The sequence below is a fragment of the Amycolatopsis sp. genome (genome assembly GCF_025464955.1).
GTDB lineage: Bacteria > Actinomycetota > Actinomycetes > Mycobacteriales > Pseudonocardiaceae > Amycolatopsis.
On the sequence record NZ_JAODNM010000157.1, the window covers coordinates 107,910 to 124,314 of the forward strand.

General features: G+C 66.6%; 12 protein-coding genes. 3 read left to right on the forward strand and 9 right to left on the reverse strand.

The genetic code is table 11. The features are described 5' to 3' along the window. The first annotated feature begins 138 nt into the window (after positions 1-138). On the forward strand, positions 139-882 hold the full coding sequence (locus JWQ81_RS40295) for an SDR family oxidoreductase (RefSeq protein WP_297550284.1): 744 nt from the start codon (positions 139-141) through the stop codon (positions 880-882). 130 nt (positions 883-1,012) lie between these two features. Beyond that, positions 1,013-1,543, forward strand: coding sequence for a hypothetical protein (locus JWQ81_RS40300; RefSeq protein WP_297550286.1), 531 nt, complete (start codon positions 1,013-1,015; stop codon positions 1,541-1,543). A gap of 51 nt (positions 1,544-1,594) precedes the next feature. Here the strand turns inward: JWQ81_RS40300 and JWQ81_RS40305 are convergent, their stop codons facing one another. The 9 genes from JWQ81_RS40305 to JWQ81_RS40345 form a co-directional block, all read right to left on the reverse strand. After that, positions 1,595-3,529 (reverse strand): neutral/alkaline ceramidase, encoded by a 1,935-nt coding sequence (locus JWQ81_RS40305; RefSeq protein WP_297550288.1) that lies wholly within the window; start codon positions 3,527-3,529, stop codon positions 1,595-1,597. A 284-nt stretch (positions 3,530-3,813) separates the two neighbouring features. Then, complete coding sequence (locus tag JWQ81_RS40310; RefSeq protein WP_297550290.1) at positions 3,814-5,463, reverse strand: glycoside hydrolase family 13 protein; 1,650 nt, start codon at positions 5,461-5,463, stop codon at positions 3,814-3,816. 58 nt (positions 5,464-5,521) lie between these two features. Next, positions 5,522-6,448 carry a carbohydrate ABC transporter permease gene (locus JWQ81_RS40315; RefSeq protein WP_297550292.1) on the reverse strand — a complete coding sequence of 309 codons (927 nt, stop codon included), beginning with the start codon at positions 6,446-6,448 and terminating at the stop codon, positions 5,522-5,524. Between the two features lie 8 nt (positions 6,449-6,456). Further along, a complete protein-coding gene (locus tag JWQ81_RS40320; protein WP_297550294.1) occupies positions 6,457-7,428 on the reverse strand; it encodes a carbohydrate ABC transporter permease in 972 nt (323 codons plus the stop codon). Next, positions 7,406-8,773 carry an extracellular solute-binding protein gene (locus JWQ81_RS40325; RefSeq protein ID WP_297550296.1) on the reverse strand — a complete coding sequence of 456 codons (1,368 nt, stop codon included), beginning with the start codon at positions 8,771-8,773 and terminating at the stop codon, positions 7,406-7,408. Before JWQ81_RS40325 ends, JWQ81_RS40320 begins: the two co-directional genes overlap by 23 nt. Positions 8,774-8,903: 130 nt before the next feature. Continuing rightward, complete coding sequence (locus JWQ81_RS40330; protein WP_297550298.1) at positions 8,904-9,923, reverse strand: LacI family DNA-binding transcriptional regulator; 1,020 nt, start codon at positions 9,921-9,923, stop codon at positions 8,904-8,906. 186 nt (positions 9,924-10,109) lie between these two features. After that, complete coding sequence (locus tag JWQ81_RS40335) at positions 10,110-12,353, reverse strand: discoidin domain-containing protein (RefSeq protein ID WP_297550300.1); 2,244 nt, start codon at positions 12,351-12,353, stop codon at positions 10,110-10,112. Between the two features lie 87 nt (positions 12,354-12,440). Beyond that, a complete protein-coding gene (locus tag JWQ81_RS40340; protein WP_297550311.1) occupies positions 12,441-14,729 on the reverse strand; it encodes a discoidin domain-containing protein in 2,289 nt (762 codons plus the stop codon). A gap of 401 nt (positions 14,730-15,130) precedes the next feature. Next, positions 15,131-15,892, reverse strand: coding sequence for an SDR family NAD(P)-dependent oxidoreductase (locus JWQ81_RS40345; RefSeq protein ID WP_297550301.1), 762 nt, complete (start codon positions 15,890-15,892; stop codon positions 15,131-15,133). A gap of 98 nt (positions 15,893-15,990) precedes the next feature. On the opposite strand from JWQ81_RS40345, the gene JWQ81_RS40350 reads away from it, so the two are divergent. Next, a complete protein-coding gene (locus JWQ81_RS40350; protein ID WP_297550303.1) occupies positions 15,991-16,119 on the forward strand; it encodes a hypothetical protein in 129 nt (42 codons plus the stop codon). The last annotated feature ends 286 nt before the right edge of the window (positions 16,120-16,405 follow it).

A 16,405-nucleotide genomic window follows, 5' to 3' on the forward strand; every position in this document is an offset into this window, starting at 1 on the left:
TCGGTGCTAGCCCCGCTCCCCTTCAGAATGAACAGCCGGGTTCGCTGATCGCAATGAGCGGCGTCACTCCGGGGTGTGAGACCTACGCCACACAGGACAGACTGGGACGACGGATGTCGGTGACGAGAAGGGACTCCCATGTCGACGGTGAGCAAGACGGCAGTGGTGACCGGTGCCGGTTCCGGGCTGGGGCGGCACATCGCGAGGGCGCTGCTGGCGGCCGGATACCACGTGGCGCTCGCCGGACGACGGGCCGACGCGTTGCGCGAAACCGCGGAGGGCAGCGACGCGACCCTGGTCGTGCCCACCGATGTCGCTGATCCGGACGCCGTCGCGGCGCTTTTCGACACGGTTCGCGAGACTTGGGGTCGGCTCGACCTGCTGGTGAACAACGCGGGCGTGTCGATCGGCGGCACCGTCGACGAACTGTCCGTCGAGGACTGGCGCCGGACCGTGGACACCAACCTGACCGGCATGTTCCTTTGCGCGCAGCAGGCCGTGCGCATCATGAAGGCGCAGGACCCTCGAGGCGGCCGGATCATCAACAACGGCTCGATTTCGGCGCACACCCCTCGGCCCGCGAGCGTCGCGTACACCGCCACCAAGCACGCCATCACCGGACTCACCAAGGCGATCTCGCTGGACGGCCGCGCCGACGGCGTCGCGTGTGGACAGATCGACATCGGCAACGCGGCGACGGAGATGGCCGGGAAGTTCGCCCACGGCGTCCCGCAGGCCGACGGCCGGATCGCGCCGGAGCCGACGTTCGACCCGGTCCACGTCGCCGACGCCGTCGTCTACATGGCCGGGCTTCCGCTGGCCGCGAACGTCCAGTTCCTGACCATCACCGCCACCACCATGCCCTTCATCGGCCGCGGGTAGGGCGTCGGTCGGGCCGTGGGGTGGAGCCCGAGTTCCACCCGGGGTCCACCCTGGGGCGCAAGACCGGGATCTGGTTCGGGAGCAGGCTGTTTTCAGCTTCTCCCGAACCGAAAGAAACGAGCCGATCCCGATGTCCACTCTCGCCGAAGCCATCCTCATCAACGTCGTCGTCCTGATAACCACGCTGCAGGCCGATCTCGGCCGGCGAAAGGTGACGTCGATGCGGTTCCTCCGCCCGGTGCTGATCGTTGCCGTGGTTGTCCCGCTGTTCGTGAAGACCGTGTTCACCTCGGGCATCGGCCTCACGACGGAGCTCGTCGGGTTGGCGGCCGGTGCCCTGGTCGGCGCGGTCGCGGTGAGCCTGATGAAGTTCGAGCGTGACGAAAGCGGTGTTGTCCACACCAGGGCCGGAATCGGGTACGCCTCGCTCTGGATCGTCATCGCCGCGGCCCGCACGCTGTTCTCCGTCGGCGCGTCGAACTGGTTCGGCGACGACCTCGGACGCTTCTTCTTCGAACACGGCGCGAAGATCGCCGACATCGGCGCGATCATCACCGACGGTCTGATCGCGATGGCGTTGGCCATGATCCTGACCCGGACGGTCGGCTTGCGGCTGCGCGGCCGGAAGGCCCCGGCGATGCAGCCCGCTCACGCCAGCTGACCGGGTTCCAGCGGTCCGGGGAAGCGCAAAAGTGGGATCTTGGGGACAGGCTCAGATGACGGTGAAGGTGTGGGTGGTGCCGGTGAACGGGCGCAAGTCGCCGTCGACTTGCGCGTCTCCGGTGTACCGGATGCGGTAGACGCCTGCTTCGACGTCTTCGGGGATGTGCCAGGTGATCGTCACGGTCGACCCGGCGTCGCCGACGCGGGACCAGCGGAACGTCGTCGCCCAGTCGCCGTCGTCGGCAACGCCGCGCCAGCCGTCGCCGTCCTCGATCTCCACCTCGAAGTACGTCCCGCCGCGCCGCAGGTCGTTGTTCGGGTGCGCCCCGGCGAACGTCGCCGCCACGACGTCGCCGGGTCGACGTCGAGCGCTGGGCTGCACGATCACGTCCCCGAAGTCGTACCCCGCGACCGGTTCGTCCCCCTTGAGGCGGTACTGCGGACGCTGTTTCGCCGAGAGGTCCTCGATCCCGTTCCCCCGCTCGATGTCGACGCCGTCACGCATCGCCGACGCCAGCCCGTCGACGACTTGCTGCAGCGCAGGGAGCTCCCACTTCCCGAACAGCGTGCTGCCGCCCTCGTACTGCTGCGCTTCGTACTCCTCGGGAGTCGTGACGTAGTGCGCATATCCGTTGCTGTACCCGGCAACCAGGACGTCGGCGAGGTTTGCGCCGACGATGGCCGCGACGGTCCGGCGAAGGCGAAGACCAGCCGTGATCGTTGCTTCGCCGGGGATCCCGATCAGATAGAGCTGCCCGATCCGCAGTAGCTGGACCGGGAACCGCTCCGCCACCATCGGTTTGAGCCGGTTCAGCAGATGCGCGGGAAGGACGAGTCCTTTGGGCGCGTGGGCGTCGGCCATGGCTGGGGAAAGGCGGTAGAACACGTTCCTCGAAAGCCAGTCCCACACCGGGTTCCTGCCTTCTCGGAAGGTCGGGAAGGCAGGTCCGTCCGACCATGCGCCGGCCAGCGCCGAGGCGCCTGCCATCGGCGTTCCAGTCCGATGTGGACGTCCGTCGCCGGTGAACTCCGGCCGCACGGCGATAGCCGACAAATCGACATTGACCAGCCGGTAGTCCAGCCCGCCTTCGAGAGCTTCGGACTCGCCGGCGAACAGTTTCGCCGCGGCTTCGTACTGCCGCAGTCCGATCAGGCGCGTGTTCTCGACCTCGTCGTCGGTCGGTCCGATTCCCGGTTTCAGCTCCAGGTTCGGGGACATGTCCCCGGCGTTCGTCTGGGCGAACGCGCTGACGAAACCGGGGTCGTCCGCGTGGTAGTCGACGTCCTCGACGACCTTTTCCCAGTGGTACCCCGCGTAACCCTTGTTGTCGGAACTGATCAGGCGGTTCTGGTTGGTCATGCTCGTGTTGTGCGTGGCGAACCAGTTGATCGCTCCCACCGCGCGGCCGTCGCGATCGATCCGGAGCAGCGACGTCTGCGGGTCGACCGCGTCCGGGAAGAACGCCCGCTCCGACTCGGTGTTGCGGTCGAAGGCCGAGCGGGAGCGGTTGACGCTCGCGTCGCGCAGTTCGCCGTGCGAAAGGGCGAGTGACGCGGGGGCGAGGTCGGCGTGAGCCTGCTCGACGGCCTCGGTCATACCGTCGACGATCGCCGCGTATGTCGACGGCCGGAAGCCTCTGGTGTTCGAGTTGTACAGCGCATGATGCGAGTAACCGCCAGGTCCGCAATGGGTGTGCGTGGCGGTGACCATGGTGTTTTCCGCGGTGTAGAGATCACCGAACTGCGCGCCGAGCCGGCTCAGTAGCGCCTCGCGAATACTGTCGAACACCAGCGGCAGGTCGTTCACCACCAGCAGGATCCGCTTGCCGCTCGCGGCGTCGGCCAGGACGAACGCCCGCGCGCGCAACCTGAGATGGATGCCCGCGCTCTGCTGCCACGCCATGCCATAGCCGAGCATCCCGCACTGCGCGGGCTCCCCGGTGATGTCGGCGCGGCCGCGTCCGGCCAGCCAGCTCGCGGTCATCGAATCTCCTGCTCAGGGAATGATCTTGCGCTTGCGAAACTCGTCGAAGACGGCCACGAACATACCTTTGGTTTCGACGTACTCGTGGTAGCCGGGCCGTCGTGACTCGGCAGCGGAGGAGCCACCTCCAGCTCGAAGTATCGCGCGATCTTCGAGTCGGTCAGGTGCCGCGCCACTCCAGCAACACCAACCTCAGGAGTCAGTAAAACCGAACCCGCCACCTCAACCGGCCACCCCCGTGGCGTTGAACGCCACGGGGGTGGCCGGTTGAGGGGTCTTTGGACTCAGCGCAACCGGAGCCACACGGCGGTGTTCGGCGGAAGCAAGCCGTGGACCAAGGAGCCGCTGGCGAGCAGCACCTCTTCGTGGTCCGGAAGGGAAACCGGCTTCACCGAGAAGTTCACCACGCAGGCGAACCCGGGGTCCCGCGTGAACGAAAGCACCCCGTCGTCGTCACCGCGCCAGGCCAGTTCACCGTCTCCGAGCGCGGGCTCTTCGGCACGGATCTTCAGCCCCGCGCGGTAGAGCTCGAGCACGGATCCGGGGTTCGCGGCTTCAGCCTCGGCGGTGTACTCCGACCAGACGGCAGGCTGCGGCAGCCACGGGTCGGTTTCGGCACCGGCCGGGCTGAACCCGAACGGCGACGACGAGCCCGACCACGGAAGCGGCACCCGGCAACCGTCACGACCCGGGTCGACGTGTTTTGTCCGCTCCCACACCGGATCCTGGCGCAGTTCGCTGGGGATGTCCTCGATCTCCCACAGCCCCAGCTCCTCACCCTGGTAGGTGTAAAGCCCGCCGGGCAACGACATCGCGAGCAACGCCGCCGCGCGGGCCCGCCGGGTGCCGAGCGCGCGGTCGACCGGGGTGCCGTGCAGCCGGTCGGCGAAGGCGAATCCGGTGTCCCCTGGCCGCCCGTACCGCGTCACCGGCCGGGTGACGTCGTGGTTCGACAGCACCCACGCGGCGGGCGCGCCGACCGCGGCGTGCGCTTCCAGGGTCTTCTCGATGACGTCGCGGAAACGCGCGGCGTCCCACGGGCACACCAGGAAGTCGAAGTTGAACGCCGAGTTCAGCTCGTCCTTGCGCAGGTACTGGGCCGCCCGCGACATGTCCGGCAGCCACATTTCGGCGACCAGGATCCGGTTGCCCGGGTAGCTGTCCGCGATCTTCCGCCACGAGCGGTAGATGTCGTGCAGGCCATCCTGGTCGGAGTACGCGGACTCGTCGCCGGTCAGCGCGATGTCCGGTAGCGCCGGGTCCTTGACCAGCCCGTCGGCGACGTCGATGCGGAACCCGTCGACCCCGCGGTCGAACCAGAACCGCAGGATGTCCTCGAACTCCGCGCGGATCTCCGCGTTCTCCCAGTTGAAGTCCGGCTGCCGCGAGCTGTACAGGTGCAGGAACCACTCGCCGGGGGTGCCGTCGGGCTCGGTGATCCGCGTCCACGCCGAGCCGCCGAAGCGGGACGGCCAGTTGTTCGGGGGCTCGTCCCCGTCGGGCCCGCGACCGGGGCGAAACCAGAACCGCTCGCGTTCGGGCGAGCCGGGCCCGGCGGCCAGTGCGGCCTGGAACCACCGGTGCTCGTCGGAGCAGTGGTTGGGCACGATGTCGATGATCACCCGGAGGCCCAGCGCGTGAGCCTCGGCGATGGTCGCCTCCGCATCGGCCAGTGTGCCGAACACCGGCTCGATGCCCCGGAAGTCGGAGACGTCGTAGCCGCCGTCGTCCATCGGCGAGGGATACCAGGGACTGAACCAGATCGCGTCGATGCCCAGGTCCGCCAGATAGCCCAGCTTGGACCGTACGCCGGCGAGATCGCCGATGCCGTCGCCGTCACCGTCGGCGAAACTGCGGATATAGACCTGATAGATCGCCGCGCTCCGCCACCAATCGAGCTTCGATTCGGCGGAGAGATGCCCCGAAACGCTCACTGCTTGCCCCTCCTAGGGTCGTTGAAAAATATGGATCCCCCACCCCAAGCGCCGGACGTCAGCCCTTGAGGCTGCCCGCGCTCAGGCCGGCCAGGATCTGCCGCTGGAACACCAGGAAGACCGCGACCATCGGGATACTCGCCAGCACCAGGCCGGCGACGAGCAGGTTCAGCGGCAGGTCGATCGCGACCCGTTGCAGCATCACCGAAAGCGTCTGCATGTCGGGGTCGGGGAAGACCAGCAGCGGCCAGATGAAGTCCTTCCACGCCGTCACGATCGCGAGGATGGAGACCACCGCGATGATCGGACGCGACATCGGCAGCACGATCCGCCACAGGATCCGCAGCGAGCCGGCGCCATCGATCCGCGCCGCCTCGATCAGCTCGTTCGGGATCTGGTCGAAGAACCTTTTGAGCACATAGATGTTGAACGCGTTGGCGGCCGCGGGAAGCCAGATCGCGGACGGCGAGTTCAACAGGTTCAGGTGTACCAGTGGAACGTCGGTGATGGTGAGATATGTCGGCACCAGCAGCGCCGACGCCGGCAGCATCAACGTCGCCAGCATCATCCCGAGAACGGCGTTTCCCAGCATCGGCCGCAGTTTCGACAGCGCGAACGCGGCCGGGATATCGACCAGCAGCTGCACGAACAGCGCGCCGCCGGCCACGATGACCGTGTTGAGAAAGTACTTTCCGAGGTTCAGCTGGGTCCACGCTTCGGCGAAGGTGTCGGGATGGAACGTCTTCGGGATCAACGTGGGCGGGGTCGCGGCCAGCTCCTGGGGTGACTTCATCGCGCCGGTCACGGCCCAGTACATCGGGAACAGGAACGCCGCGGTGAACGCCACGATGGTGAGTCCGAGGACCACCCAGTAGATCGTCTTCCCTTTCCTCGACCGCAGTTGCGCCGGCGAAACCAGGGTTCGGACGGCGTACTCGGGTGAGGAACCGGTCTTCGCTTTCTTCTTGGGTAGCGTGATGGTCATGGCGCCTCCTAGTCCGCGCGTCGAGTCAGTCGAACGTAGGCAGCCGAGAACACGCCGAGTGCCACGAACAGGAGCAGGCTCATCGCGCTGGCGGAGCCGAAGTCGTTGTACACGAACGCATACCGGTAGAGCAGCAACAAGACGGTGACGGTCGAGTCGTTCGGGCCGCCGCCGGTCATGATGTAGGGCTCGGTGAACACCTGCATGGTCGCGACGATCTGGAGCAGCAACAGGACCAGCAGCACGAACCTGGTCTGCGGGAACGTCACATGGCGCAGCCGGTGCCACATGCCGGCGCCGTCGAGTTCCGCGGCTTCGTAGAGCTCACCGGGGATGGTCTGCAGCGCCGCCAGGTAGATCAACGTCGTGCTGCCCATGTTGGCCCACGTGGACACGAGTACGAGCGCCAACATCGACGTCGTGCTGGAATCCAGCCAGCTGCTGGTCGGCAGGCCGACCGAGTGCAGCGCCTCGTTGAACAGCCCGGGCCCGGGATCGTAGAACCACTTCCACATCAGCGCGGTCACCACCGGCGGCAACATCACCGGCAGGTAGACGAGCAGCCGGAAGTACGCCCGCGCGTGCCGCATTTCGTTCAGCAGCACCGCGGTGATGAACGGCACGAGGAAGCCGAACACCAGCGCCATCCCGGTGAACTCCAGCGTGTTCAGCCAGGCCGTGCCGAACAGCGGGTCGTTGAACAGCTTCGTGAAGTTGTCGAAGCCGACCCAGGTCGGCGGGTCCACGAAATTGATCTGCTGGAAGCTCAGCAGCACTCCGCGGACGATCGGGTACCAGGAGAACAGCGCGAAGCAGATCAACGCCAGGCAAAGCAGTCCGTACGCGGTGAGGTTCTCGGCCAGCTTGCGCCGGATCCGGGCCTGCTTGCGGACCTTGGGGGAGATGACCGGCCGACCGGCCCGCGGGTTCGCCGCGGGCCGGGCCGGTTCGAGAACTCTACTTGACCTGGGAGAGGACATTGTTGACCTTCGACTCCGCGGAGGACAGCAGCTGGTTGATATCGGCGTTCTTGTCGGTCAGCACCGCCTGCATCACGTTGTCGAGGGCCGCGTAGACCTCCTGGGCGTCGGGCGGCTCGATGGTGCCCTTGATCTGCTGGAACGTGTCGACGTAGGACTGGTAGTTCGTCGATGGGACGTTCGCGTACTTCTTCTCCACGGCCTGCTGCTGCGCACGTACCGCGCCTTGCCAGATGTCCGGGGTCGGCTGGGCGGGCAGGCCCACCGGCTGCTGACCGTCGGCGTAGGCCTTGACGAAGCTGTCGAAGCGGTCCGGGTTGAGGTACTTCCACTGGACCCAGGTGAGCCCCGCCTTGACCTGCGCGGCGTTCGCCTTCGGGTTGATCATGTAGCCCTCGCCGCCGAGCAGCGTGCCCTTGCCCTCAGGGACCCCGGCCAGGCCGTAGTCGGCGTACTTGCCGTTGAACTGCTTGACCAGCACCGGGACGTTGTCCGGCGCGGCCATGTACATGCCGAGCTGGCCGGCGCCCATCATGCGCTGCACGTCGGTGGCTTCGAGGAGCTGCTTGGTGCCCATCGAGTTGTCGTCCCAGCGCATCTGGTGCAGGTAGTTCAGCGCCTGGCGGCCGAGGTCGTTGTTGAAGTCGGCCTTCCAGGTGTCACCGACCTTCTTGGCGATGTCGCCGCCCAGGGAGTACATCCAGCTGGTGAAGTGCCAGCCACCCTGGTTGTTCTTGGAGAAGTCGGCGTAACCGACCGTGCCGTTGCCCAGCGCGGCGATCTTCGCCGCGTCGGTCCGGACCTCGGCCCAGGTCGTCGGCGGCTTGTCCGGGTCGAGCCCGGCCTTCTGGAACAGCGGCCGGCTGTAGACCAGGCCCATCGAGTAGTTCGCGGTCGGGAGGCCGTAAAGCTTGCCGCCGGCATCCTTGAAGTTGTCCAGCAATTGCGGCTGGATGTCGCTGACATGCGGCACGCTCTTCACTGCTTCAGTGATGTCGGCCGCCTGATGACGCGCGATGATCTGCGCGGGGTCGGTGAAGTAGACGTAGTAGACGTCCTCCAGCTGGCCCCCAGCCAGCTTCGCGGAGAACGTCTTCGGGTCCATGAACCCTTCGTGCGCCTGGATCACGATGTCCGGGTGCGAGGCCTCGAAAGCGGCCACGTCCTGGTCGAACTGCTTGCGCTCGAACGGTTGGGTCGTCGGCGGCTGGCCGTCGATGGTGATGGTGACCTTGCCCCCGGCGGCACTGGTGCCGCTCGATCCGCCGCTGCAGGCGCACAACGACACGGCAAGGCCCGTCACAGCCAGCAAACTGATCACCCTGCGGGCAGAAAGACTCTTCATTGACGCCTCTTCTCGCGGTTGCGACGACTGTCGCGTGATGGCCATCACCCTAAAGTGTTAACCAGAAGCTCGCAAGACATCGACGAAGATTCGCAAGTTACGAACAATTTAGATCACAGGGTCGTCACGATCACGTCGCGGACGTCACCAACGCTCGGCCAGTTGAACCACGGACCACTAGTTCAGGTGCGAACAACAGCTCTTCCGCGGTCACGGAACCCCCGTTGATCTGTTTGACGAGCAACTCGACGGCAGCGCGGCCCATCGCCTCGATCGGCTGGCGCGTGGTCGTCAGCGGCGGGTCGGTGCAGTTCATCAGGAACGAGTCGTCGTAACCGACCACCGAGAACTGGCTGGGCACCGAAAGGCCCTGACGTCGCGCCGCGCGCACCGCGCCCAGCGCGAGCAGATCGCTCGCGCACAGGACGGCCGTGACGCCGCGCGCGAACAGTCGTGCCGTTGCCGCGTGACCGCCTTCGATGGAGAACATGCCGTGCTCGACGAGGTTCGCCGACGCCGTCAGTCCGAGGGACGCGACGCAGGCCTGGAACGTCGTCAGCTTGCGCTGGGAGGGCACGTGGTCGGGCGGCCCGAGGACCAGTCCGATTCTTTCGTGCCCCAGTGAGTTCAGGTGACTTACTGCCTGCTCGACGGCGACGACGTCGTCGCAGGAAACCTGTGGGAGCCCGAGGTGCTCGACGGCGGCGTTGAGCAGCACCGTGGGGATCTTGCGCTCGACGAGCCGGTGGTAGTGCGTGTGCACCGCGTCGGCTTGCGCGTAGAGCCCGCCGGCGAACACGACACCGGACACGTGCTGCTGCAGCAGCAGCTCGACGTACTCGGCTTCGGAGACGCCGCCCGCGGTGCGGGTGCACAGCACGGGGGTGAAGCCCTGCTGCGCGAGCGCGTTGCCCATGATCTCGGCCAGTGCCGGAAAAATGGGGTTCTGCAGCTCCGGCAGGACCAGCCCGACCAGCCTCGCGCGTTCCCCGCGCAGCTGTGTCGGTCGTTCGTAGCCCATCACGTCCAGGGCGGTCAATACGGCGGTTCGGGTACTGGCGGAGACTCCTGATCGACCGTTGAGAACCCGGCTGACCGTGGCTTCGCTGACTCCGACCTTTCTGGCTACTTCGGCAAGTCGACGCGTCATGTCTGCAATTATGACGCAAAACCGCGCAAAAGTCCGACCTAAATTTCCGAGTGTCGTGACGGGCTTGATCACGGCACGACTTTTGTTACCGCAAGGATGGTACTCGCCCGTCCCGCCGCACGGTCGCGACGCTGCGCCGGCTGGCAGGACGGGCGAGGGCTTCTCTTCAGTGACTACGGACGGCTGTCAGCTTCGGTTCACCTCGAACTCCGAGATCTGCCCGGCCGGCCAGCCGGTGTTGCCGGTGATGGCCAGCCGGACGTACCGCGGGCTCGTGGCGCCGAAGGTGACGGTCACGGCGTTGCCGCTCGCGGGGTCGAAGTTGTACCCGCGCGAGCCGACGATCGTCGAGTAGTTCGACCCGTCCGTGCTGCCCTGGATCGTCAGGGTCTCGGTGCGCGCACTCCACGCCGAGGCCGGCGGCAGCTTCAGCGTCGCCTTGTTGATGCTCGTGGCGGCGCCGAGATCCACGGTGAGCGACTGCGGGAAGGCGTTGTTGGTGCTTTCCCAATAGCTCGACGAGTTGCCGTCGACGGCGTTTCCGGGCGGGAACCCGCCCTGCGAACCACTCGCCGAAGCCGGACGGCCGAGCGCGGCGTTGCTGCCCGTGGCGGGCGGCGTCGGCGGGCCGGAGTTCGGCGGCGGCCAGGTCGCGCAGTTGCTCCACGTGCCCGTCAGGCCGGTGTTGCCGGATCCGGTGAAGGACATCGGCGGGTTGCTGGTCGGGTAGGGGCAGTTGTAGGTGCCGGTGACGCCGACCCGGCTGGCGGTCAGGTTGCTGATGCCGACCGAGCCCTGTGTCTGCGACTGCACGGCGAAGGTGCCGGTGCCGTCGATGGTCGCGCCGTTGATGGTGATGCCTCCGATCACCTTGCCGACGCCGTTGCCGTCGATGAACTGGATTGCCTCGTACGGGCTGTCGACGGCCCGGAAGTTCGTGACGTTGACCGTCACCCCGGTGATCGCCTGGTCACGCGCGTCGAACCACAGCGCGCCGACCCCGAACTGCCAGTTGGGATCGAGCGCGCCCGCCCGCAACGTGGTGTTGTTGGAGACGGTGATCGTGCCGGACAGCGGCACCGAGTTGAACCGGTTGCCGACCAGGATCCCGCCGCCGAGCGCGTTGGTGTCCTGCACCAGGTTTCCGGTGACGGTGTTGTTCGAGCCGCCGTAGAGCGCGATGCCGTTGGCCAGCGTCGGTACCTCGATGGTGTTGTTGCTCAGCGTGTTGCCGCTGTCGGCGGTGCCGTTGGACCACAGCGCGAGGCCGTCGTCACCGTTGTTGCGCAGGAAGTTGTTGTGCAGGGTCGAACCGGTGACCGCGCCGTCGAAGTTGATGCCGTCGGCGGTGGTGTCGAGGATGCGGTTGTTCTCGATGGTCAGGTTCGACGACGCGCCGCTCATCAGCCAGAGCCCGCACTTGGTGTGCTGGATCCACAGCCCGGACACGACCGAGCCCGCGCCGAGCACACCGTGGAAGGCGTTGTCGGGGCTGCCGTCGTTGCGGTTGGAGATCTCCCCGAACACGGCGAAGTTGTACAGCTTGATGTTGCCGCTCGCGCCGCCGTTGTTGAACACGTTGTTGCCGTGCAGCACCGAATACCACGGACCGGCGCCGCGGATGGTGACCTGGTCGACCTGCACCGCCTGGCCGATTTCGAAGGTGCCCGGTGGGATCCACAGCTCCTTGCCCTGCGACTTCGCGCCGGCGATGGCGTTGCGGAACGCGCTGGTGTCGTCGGTTCCGTCGTTGGGCGTCGCGCCGAACGACGTCAGCGAGACCGAGTTCGCGGGAGCCGACGCGGGGCCGGCCACCTGCTCGAAGTCGGCGAGGTCGATCGTGTACGGCCCGGCGGTGTTCTCCCCGTCGACCTGCACCTTGATTTTGGCGCCCGCCGAGACGTTCTGCCCGAGCAGCATCCTGGTCTCGTCGTACAGCTTGTGCGTCTTCGAGCCGCCGATCTGGCCCGTGTTCAGATAGCTGTACTTCGACGTCAAAGTCAGGTCCTGGGCCAGCTTCGTCCCGTTGACGTACACCGCGAGCGAGCCGCTCTTACCCTGCGGAAGGCTGTAGCGGAGGTCGATCGAGTTCGTCGCGGAAGGCGTCGTGAATTCGACGTACTGGCCCTGCGAGCCCAACGTGATCGCTTGTCGCCCAACGGCTTCCGACGGGAGACTGCCCTGGGTGTAGTCGGGACCGATCAGCGTCCCGTTGTTCGCGGAGCACTCCGCCTGGACCTCGGTGAACGGTACGGTCGCGCCACCTTGCACGGCGGTCGGGCACGTCGCCGCCGGTGCGGCCGGGGCCGCTGGGGACGCTTCGGCAGGGGCGCCGAGCACAGCCGCCGCCAATCCGGACGTCGCCAGCGCGGCGGCCAGCGTCATGGCCAGCCGCTTCCGGGTGACGGGTGTTGTGTTACCTGGGGACATGGGAAATCGACACACCTTCCTGCAACTTTGGGGAGGGCTTGAAAAGGCGGGTGGGTCCGCGGAGTCGTGGACCCACCCGCCGAATTGCTAGGCGGTGTAGGCCTCGAATTCAGAGACCTGGCCCGCCGGCCAACCGGTGTTCGCGGTGAACGTCAATCGCAGGTACCGCTGCGAGGTCGCCGGGAAGGTGATCGTCGCGGTGTTGCCGGTGCCCGGGTTGAACGTGTATCCGGCCGAAGCCTTGACCGTCGAGAAGCTCGAACCGTCGGTGCTGCCCAGTACCGACAGCGTCTGGGTACGGGTGCCCCAGGCCGACGGCGGTGGCAGCTTCAGGACGATCCGGCCGACGCTCCTCGACGCGCCGAGGTCCACGGTCAGCGACTGGGGGAACGCGTTGTTCGCGGATTCCCAGTAGCTGTTGGCATCCCCGTCGACGGCGTTGCCCGCCGGGAACCCGCCCTGCGAACCGCTCGCGGTGGCCGGCTGGTGCAGCGCGAGGTTGCCGGTGGCCGGCGGGGTGGTCGGCGTGGTCGGAGTAGTGGGCGTCGTCGGCGTGGTGGGGGTCGTCGGCGGAGTCGTCGGGGTGGTCGAGCCGCCGCCACTGTTGCCGTTGTAGACCGGAGCCGGCCACGGACCGCAGTACGTCGTGCCGTAGCCGGAGTTGCCGCCTTGGTCGGCGAGTCCGGTCAGCGCGTCCGGGCCCTGACAGTTGTAGGTGCCCGCGACGCCGATGTTGCTGGCGACGACGTTCTTGATCGTGCCGGTGGCGTGCGACTGGTACTGGATGGCGAAGGTGCCCGCACCGGTGATCTTGATGTTGGTGAAGTGGACGTCGGTGGTGTTGCTGTCGATGAACTGGATGCCTTCGTAGTTGCTGTCCAGTAGGTCGGTGTCGGTGACGTTGACCGTGCCGGTGATCGCCGAGTCGCGGCCGTCGAACCACAGCGCACCGACGCCGAACTGCCAGTTGGAGTCGAGCACCCCGGCGCGCAGCGTCGTATTGCGGGCGACCGTGGTGACCCCGGACAGCGGGACCGCCTGGAACCGGTTGGCGATGTGGATGCCGCCGCCCTGGTCCTGCGTGTCGGAGACGACGTTGTCCGACACCGTGTTGCCGTAACCGCCGTAGATGGCGATGTTGTTCGCCAGGATCGGCAGTTCGACGGTGTTGAACGAGAACGTGTTGTCGTGGTCGGCGTCGTGCTCCGCCCACATCGCCAGCCCGTCGTCACCGGTGTTGCGGAGGAAGTTGTTGGTGACGGTGACGTGGCTGATGCCCTGGTGCAGGTTCAGTCCGTCGGCGGTGGTGTCGAGGATGCGGTTGCCGGTGACGGTCAGGCCGTCGAACGGGCCGTCGAGCCACAGGCCGACCTTGACGTGCTGGATCCACAGCCCGGAGACGACCGAACCGCCGCCGAGCGCACCGCCGATGCCGTTGGTCTGGTCGCAGTCGTTCCGCTCGTTGATCTGGCCGATGATGGCGAAGTTGTAGAGCTTGACGTTGCTGCTGACGCCAGGGATCGCTGGGTTACCGCCGTAAGTGGAGCTGCCGCAGCTCGCTGGCTCGCCAAGGCCGAAGATGCCGACACGTGAGCCGCTGAGGACCGAGTACCACTGGCCGGCACCGCGGATGGTGACCTGGTCGACCCTGATGTGGTGGTTGATGGTGAAGGTCCCCTGCGGGATCCACACCTCTTTGCCCTGGCTCTTCGCCGCCGCGACGGCCGCGTCGAACGCGTTCGCGTCGTCGGTGGTGTCCCCGGACGTCGCGCCGTAGGCGGTCACCGAAAGGGAGTTGGCCGGCTGGGTCGCGGCCGCGGCGACCTGCTCGAAGTCCGCGAGGTCGACCGTCGTGGCCGGAGCGGAACCGGAGTCGAGCTGGACCTTGATCTTGGTACCCGCGGGCAAGGTGCTGCCGAGGAGCGCGCGGGTTTCGTCGTAGAAGTGGTGCGGGTGACCGTCTCCGGGCCGGTTCGTGAAGGGGTACGAGCCGTAATACCAGCTATACCGTGAAGTCAGGCTCAGGTCGCTGTTCTTCGCGCCGTTGATGTAGAGCCCCGCGGTGGAATCCTGTCCGGTGCCGTCACCGGTGTCGGGGATGCTGTAGCGCACATCGACCGAGTTGGCCGGCGCGGTGAGCGTGAACTCGACGTACTTGCCCTGGCCCGACAGCGTCACCGCCTTGCGGCCGGAAGCCTCGCCGCCGAGCGTTTCCGCCGTCCGGGAGGCGATGACCGTGCCGTTCGTGGCGGCGTTCTCGGCCTCCTGCTCGACGAACGGGACGGTCGCTCCTCGGCCGGCGACGTCGAGTGCGGACGTGGAGGTCGCGGAAGCCGCGAGAGCCGGGGTGACGACGTGGGGGGAGGCACCGATCATGACGACGGTGAGGCCGGAAGCGGCCAGAACGGCCGCGATACTCGCGCCGATCTGCCTCTTCCTGTTCCTGCTCACCGGGGGATTTTCGGGTGCACTAAAGACACGTGTTGGGGACACGGAGCGACACTCGCCTTCCTTGGCTTGTGTGCGGGGGACCGGACGGGGGACTGGGAGACCGGTGATCAACCGGCGGCTAACTCACTGAGTTGTTAGTATGTGAGCGGAATCATACAAATTATGGACGCTAGAGCGCAATAGTCCAATCAAGTAACGAAAAATCCCGACAGCCGCAGGTCAGCGCGTTCCGACCGTGCCGAAACGGTTACCCAGCGCAACAAAGGGCGCCTTCCACTGGGGAAGGCGCCCTTTGTCTGGTTAGGAAGTGGTCTAGTCCCGCTGTCTCAGTCCCGATAGATGTCCAGCCCGGCGAAGCTCTGCACGACCGGCATCAGCTCGAGCGTGTTGACGTTGACGTGTGCCGGGAGCGACGCCGTCCAGTAGACCGACTCGGCGACGTCGTCGGGGCCGAGCGGCTGCGTGCCCGCATACACGGTGTCGGCCTTGCCCTGGTCGCCGTCGAACCGCACCTTGGAGAACTCGGTCCCGCCGACCATCCCGGGCTCGATGTTCGTCACCCGCACGCCGGTGCCGCGGAGGTCGCTGCGGAGGTTCAGGCTGAATTGGTGCACGAACGCCTTGGTCGCGCCGTAGACGTTGCTGCCTGGGTAGGGGTAGGTGCCGGCGATCGATCCGATGTTGATCACGTGCCCCCGCCCGCGCGCCACCATGCCGGGCAGCGCCGCCCGCGTGCAGTACATGAGGCCCTTGCAGTTCGTGTCGACCATCTGTTCCCAGTCGTCGACCTCGGCGCGCTGGGCGGGGGCGAGGCCCTTGGCCAGCCCCGCGTTGTTGACGAGCACGTCGATCTCGGCGAACTCGGCGGGCAGGTCACCGATGGTCCGCTCGACCGCCGCGCGGTCCTGGACGTCGAGTTCGACGGGGAGTACGGCCTTGCCGAGCTCCTCGGCGAGCGCGGCGAGCTTGTCCGCGCGGCGGGCCGTGGCGACTACGCGGGCGCCTTCGGCCACGAACCGGCGGGTGATCGCTTCCCCGAAGCCGGTGCTGGCGCCGGTCACGAAGACGGTCTTCTGTACGTCAGACATCGAGGGGTTCACCGTTCTGTCAGTTCTCTTGACCCCACCGACTCTAGGAACCCGGCCACCGCGGCGTTGAACGTGGGCACCCGCTCGAGGTTCGGCAGGTGCCCGGCGCCGTCGATCACCACGAGCGGCTTGCCCCCTCGTCGTCGACGATCACGACGCTGACGTCGACACTCGACGTCCTGGCCACGCTGGCCAGGACCGGGCCGGACGCCGCCCTGACGGCGTAATGTGGTGGCTGACCTGCGAAAACAGCGTTAAGGTACCCCCCTGTTTTCGACGTCAAATGGCCATGTAAAGTTCTCCAAGTCGCCAGGGAAACCGGGTGGCCGCGGGACACGAACCAAGCTCTCACTTCAAGGTGATTGAGTGGGTGTCCCACCAGCTTGAAAAACTTGCTAAGGAATGACCGTCTCGGATAAGGCTGCTTTTGGGTGGCGCGATCTGCGGTGTGTTGCTTGAGAACTCAACAGTGTGCTAGTGAACTAAGCCAGTAGAGCTTATGTATAAAGTAAC

Bases quoted from the DNA above. Each gene is read 5' to 3' on its own strand.
- JWQ81_RS40345 (WP_297550301.1), bottom strand. From the start codon at position 15,892: ATGTCTGACGTACAGAAGACCGTCTTCGTGACCGGCGCCAGCACCGGC.
- JWQ81_RS40295 (WP_297550284.1), top strand. From the start codon at position 139: ATGTCGACGGTGAGCAAGACGGCAGTGGTGACCGGTGCCGGTTCCGGG.
- JWQ81_RS40330 (WP_297550298.1), bottom strand. From the start codon at position 9,923: ATGACGCGTCGACTTGCCGAAGTAGCCAGAAAGGTCGGAGTCAGCGAA.
- JWQ81_RS40315 (WP_297550292.1), bottom strand. From the start codon at position 6,448: ATGACCATCACGCTACCCAAGAAGAAAGCGAAGACCGGTTCCTCACCC.
- JWQ81_RS40340 (WP_297550311.1), bottom strand. From the start codon at position 14,729: ATGATCGGTGCCTCCCCCCACGTCGTCACCCCGGCTCTCGCGGCTTCC.
- JWQ81_RS40320 (WP_297550294.1), bottom strand. From the start codon at position 7,428: ATGTCCTCTCCCAGGTCAAGTAGAGTTCTCGAACCGGCCCGGCCCGCG.
- JWQ81_RS40305 (WP_297550288.1), bottom strand. From the start codon at position 3,529: ATGACCGCGAGCTGGCTGGCCGGACGCGGCCGCGCCGACATCACCGGG.
- JWQ81_RS40325 (WP_297550296.1), bottom strand. From the start codon at position 8,773: ATGAAGAGTCTTTCTGCCCGCAGGGTGATCAGTTTGCTGGCTGTGACG.
- JWQ81_RS40300 (WP_297550286.1), top strand. From the start codon at position 1,013: ATGTCCACTCTCGCCGAAGCCATCCTCATCAACGTCGTCGTCCTGATA.
- JWQ81_RS40335 (WP_297550300.1), bottom strand. From the start codon at position 12,353: ATGTCCCCAGGTAACACAACACCCGTCACCCGGAAGCGGCTGGCCATG.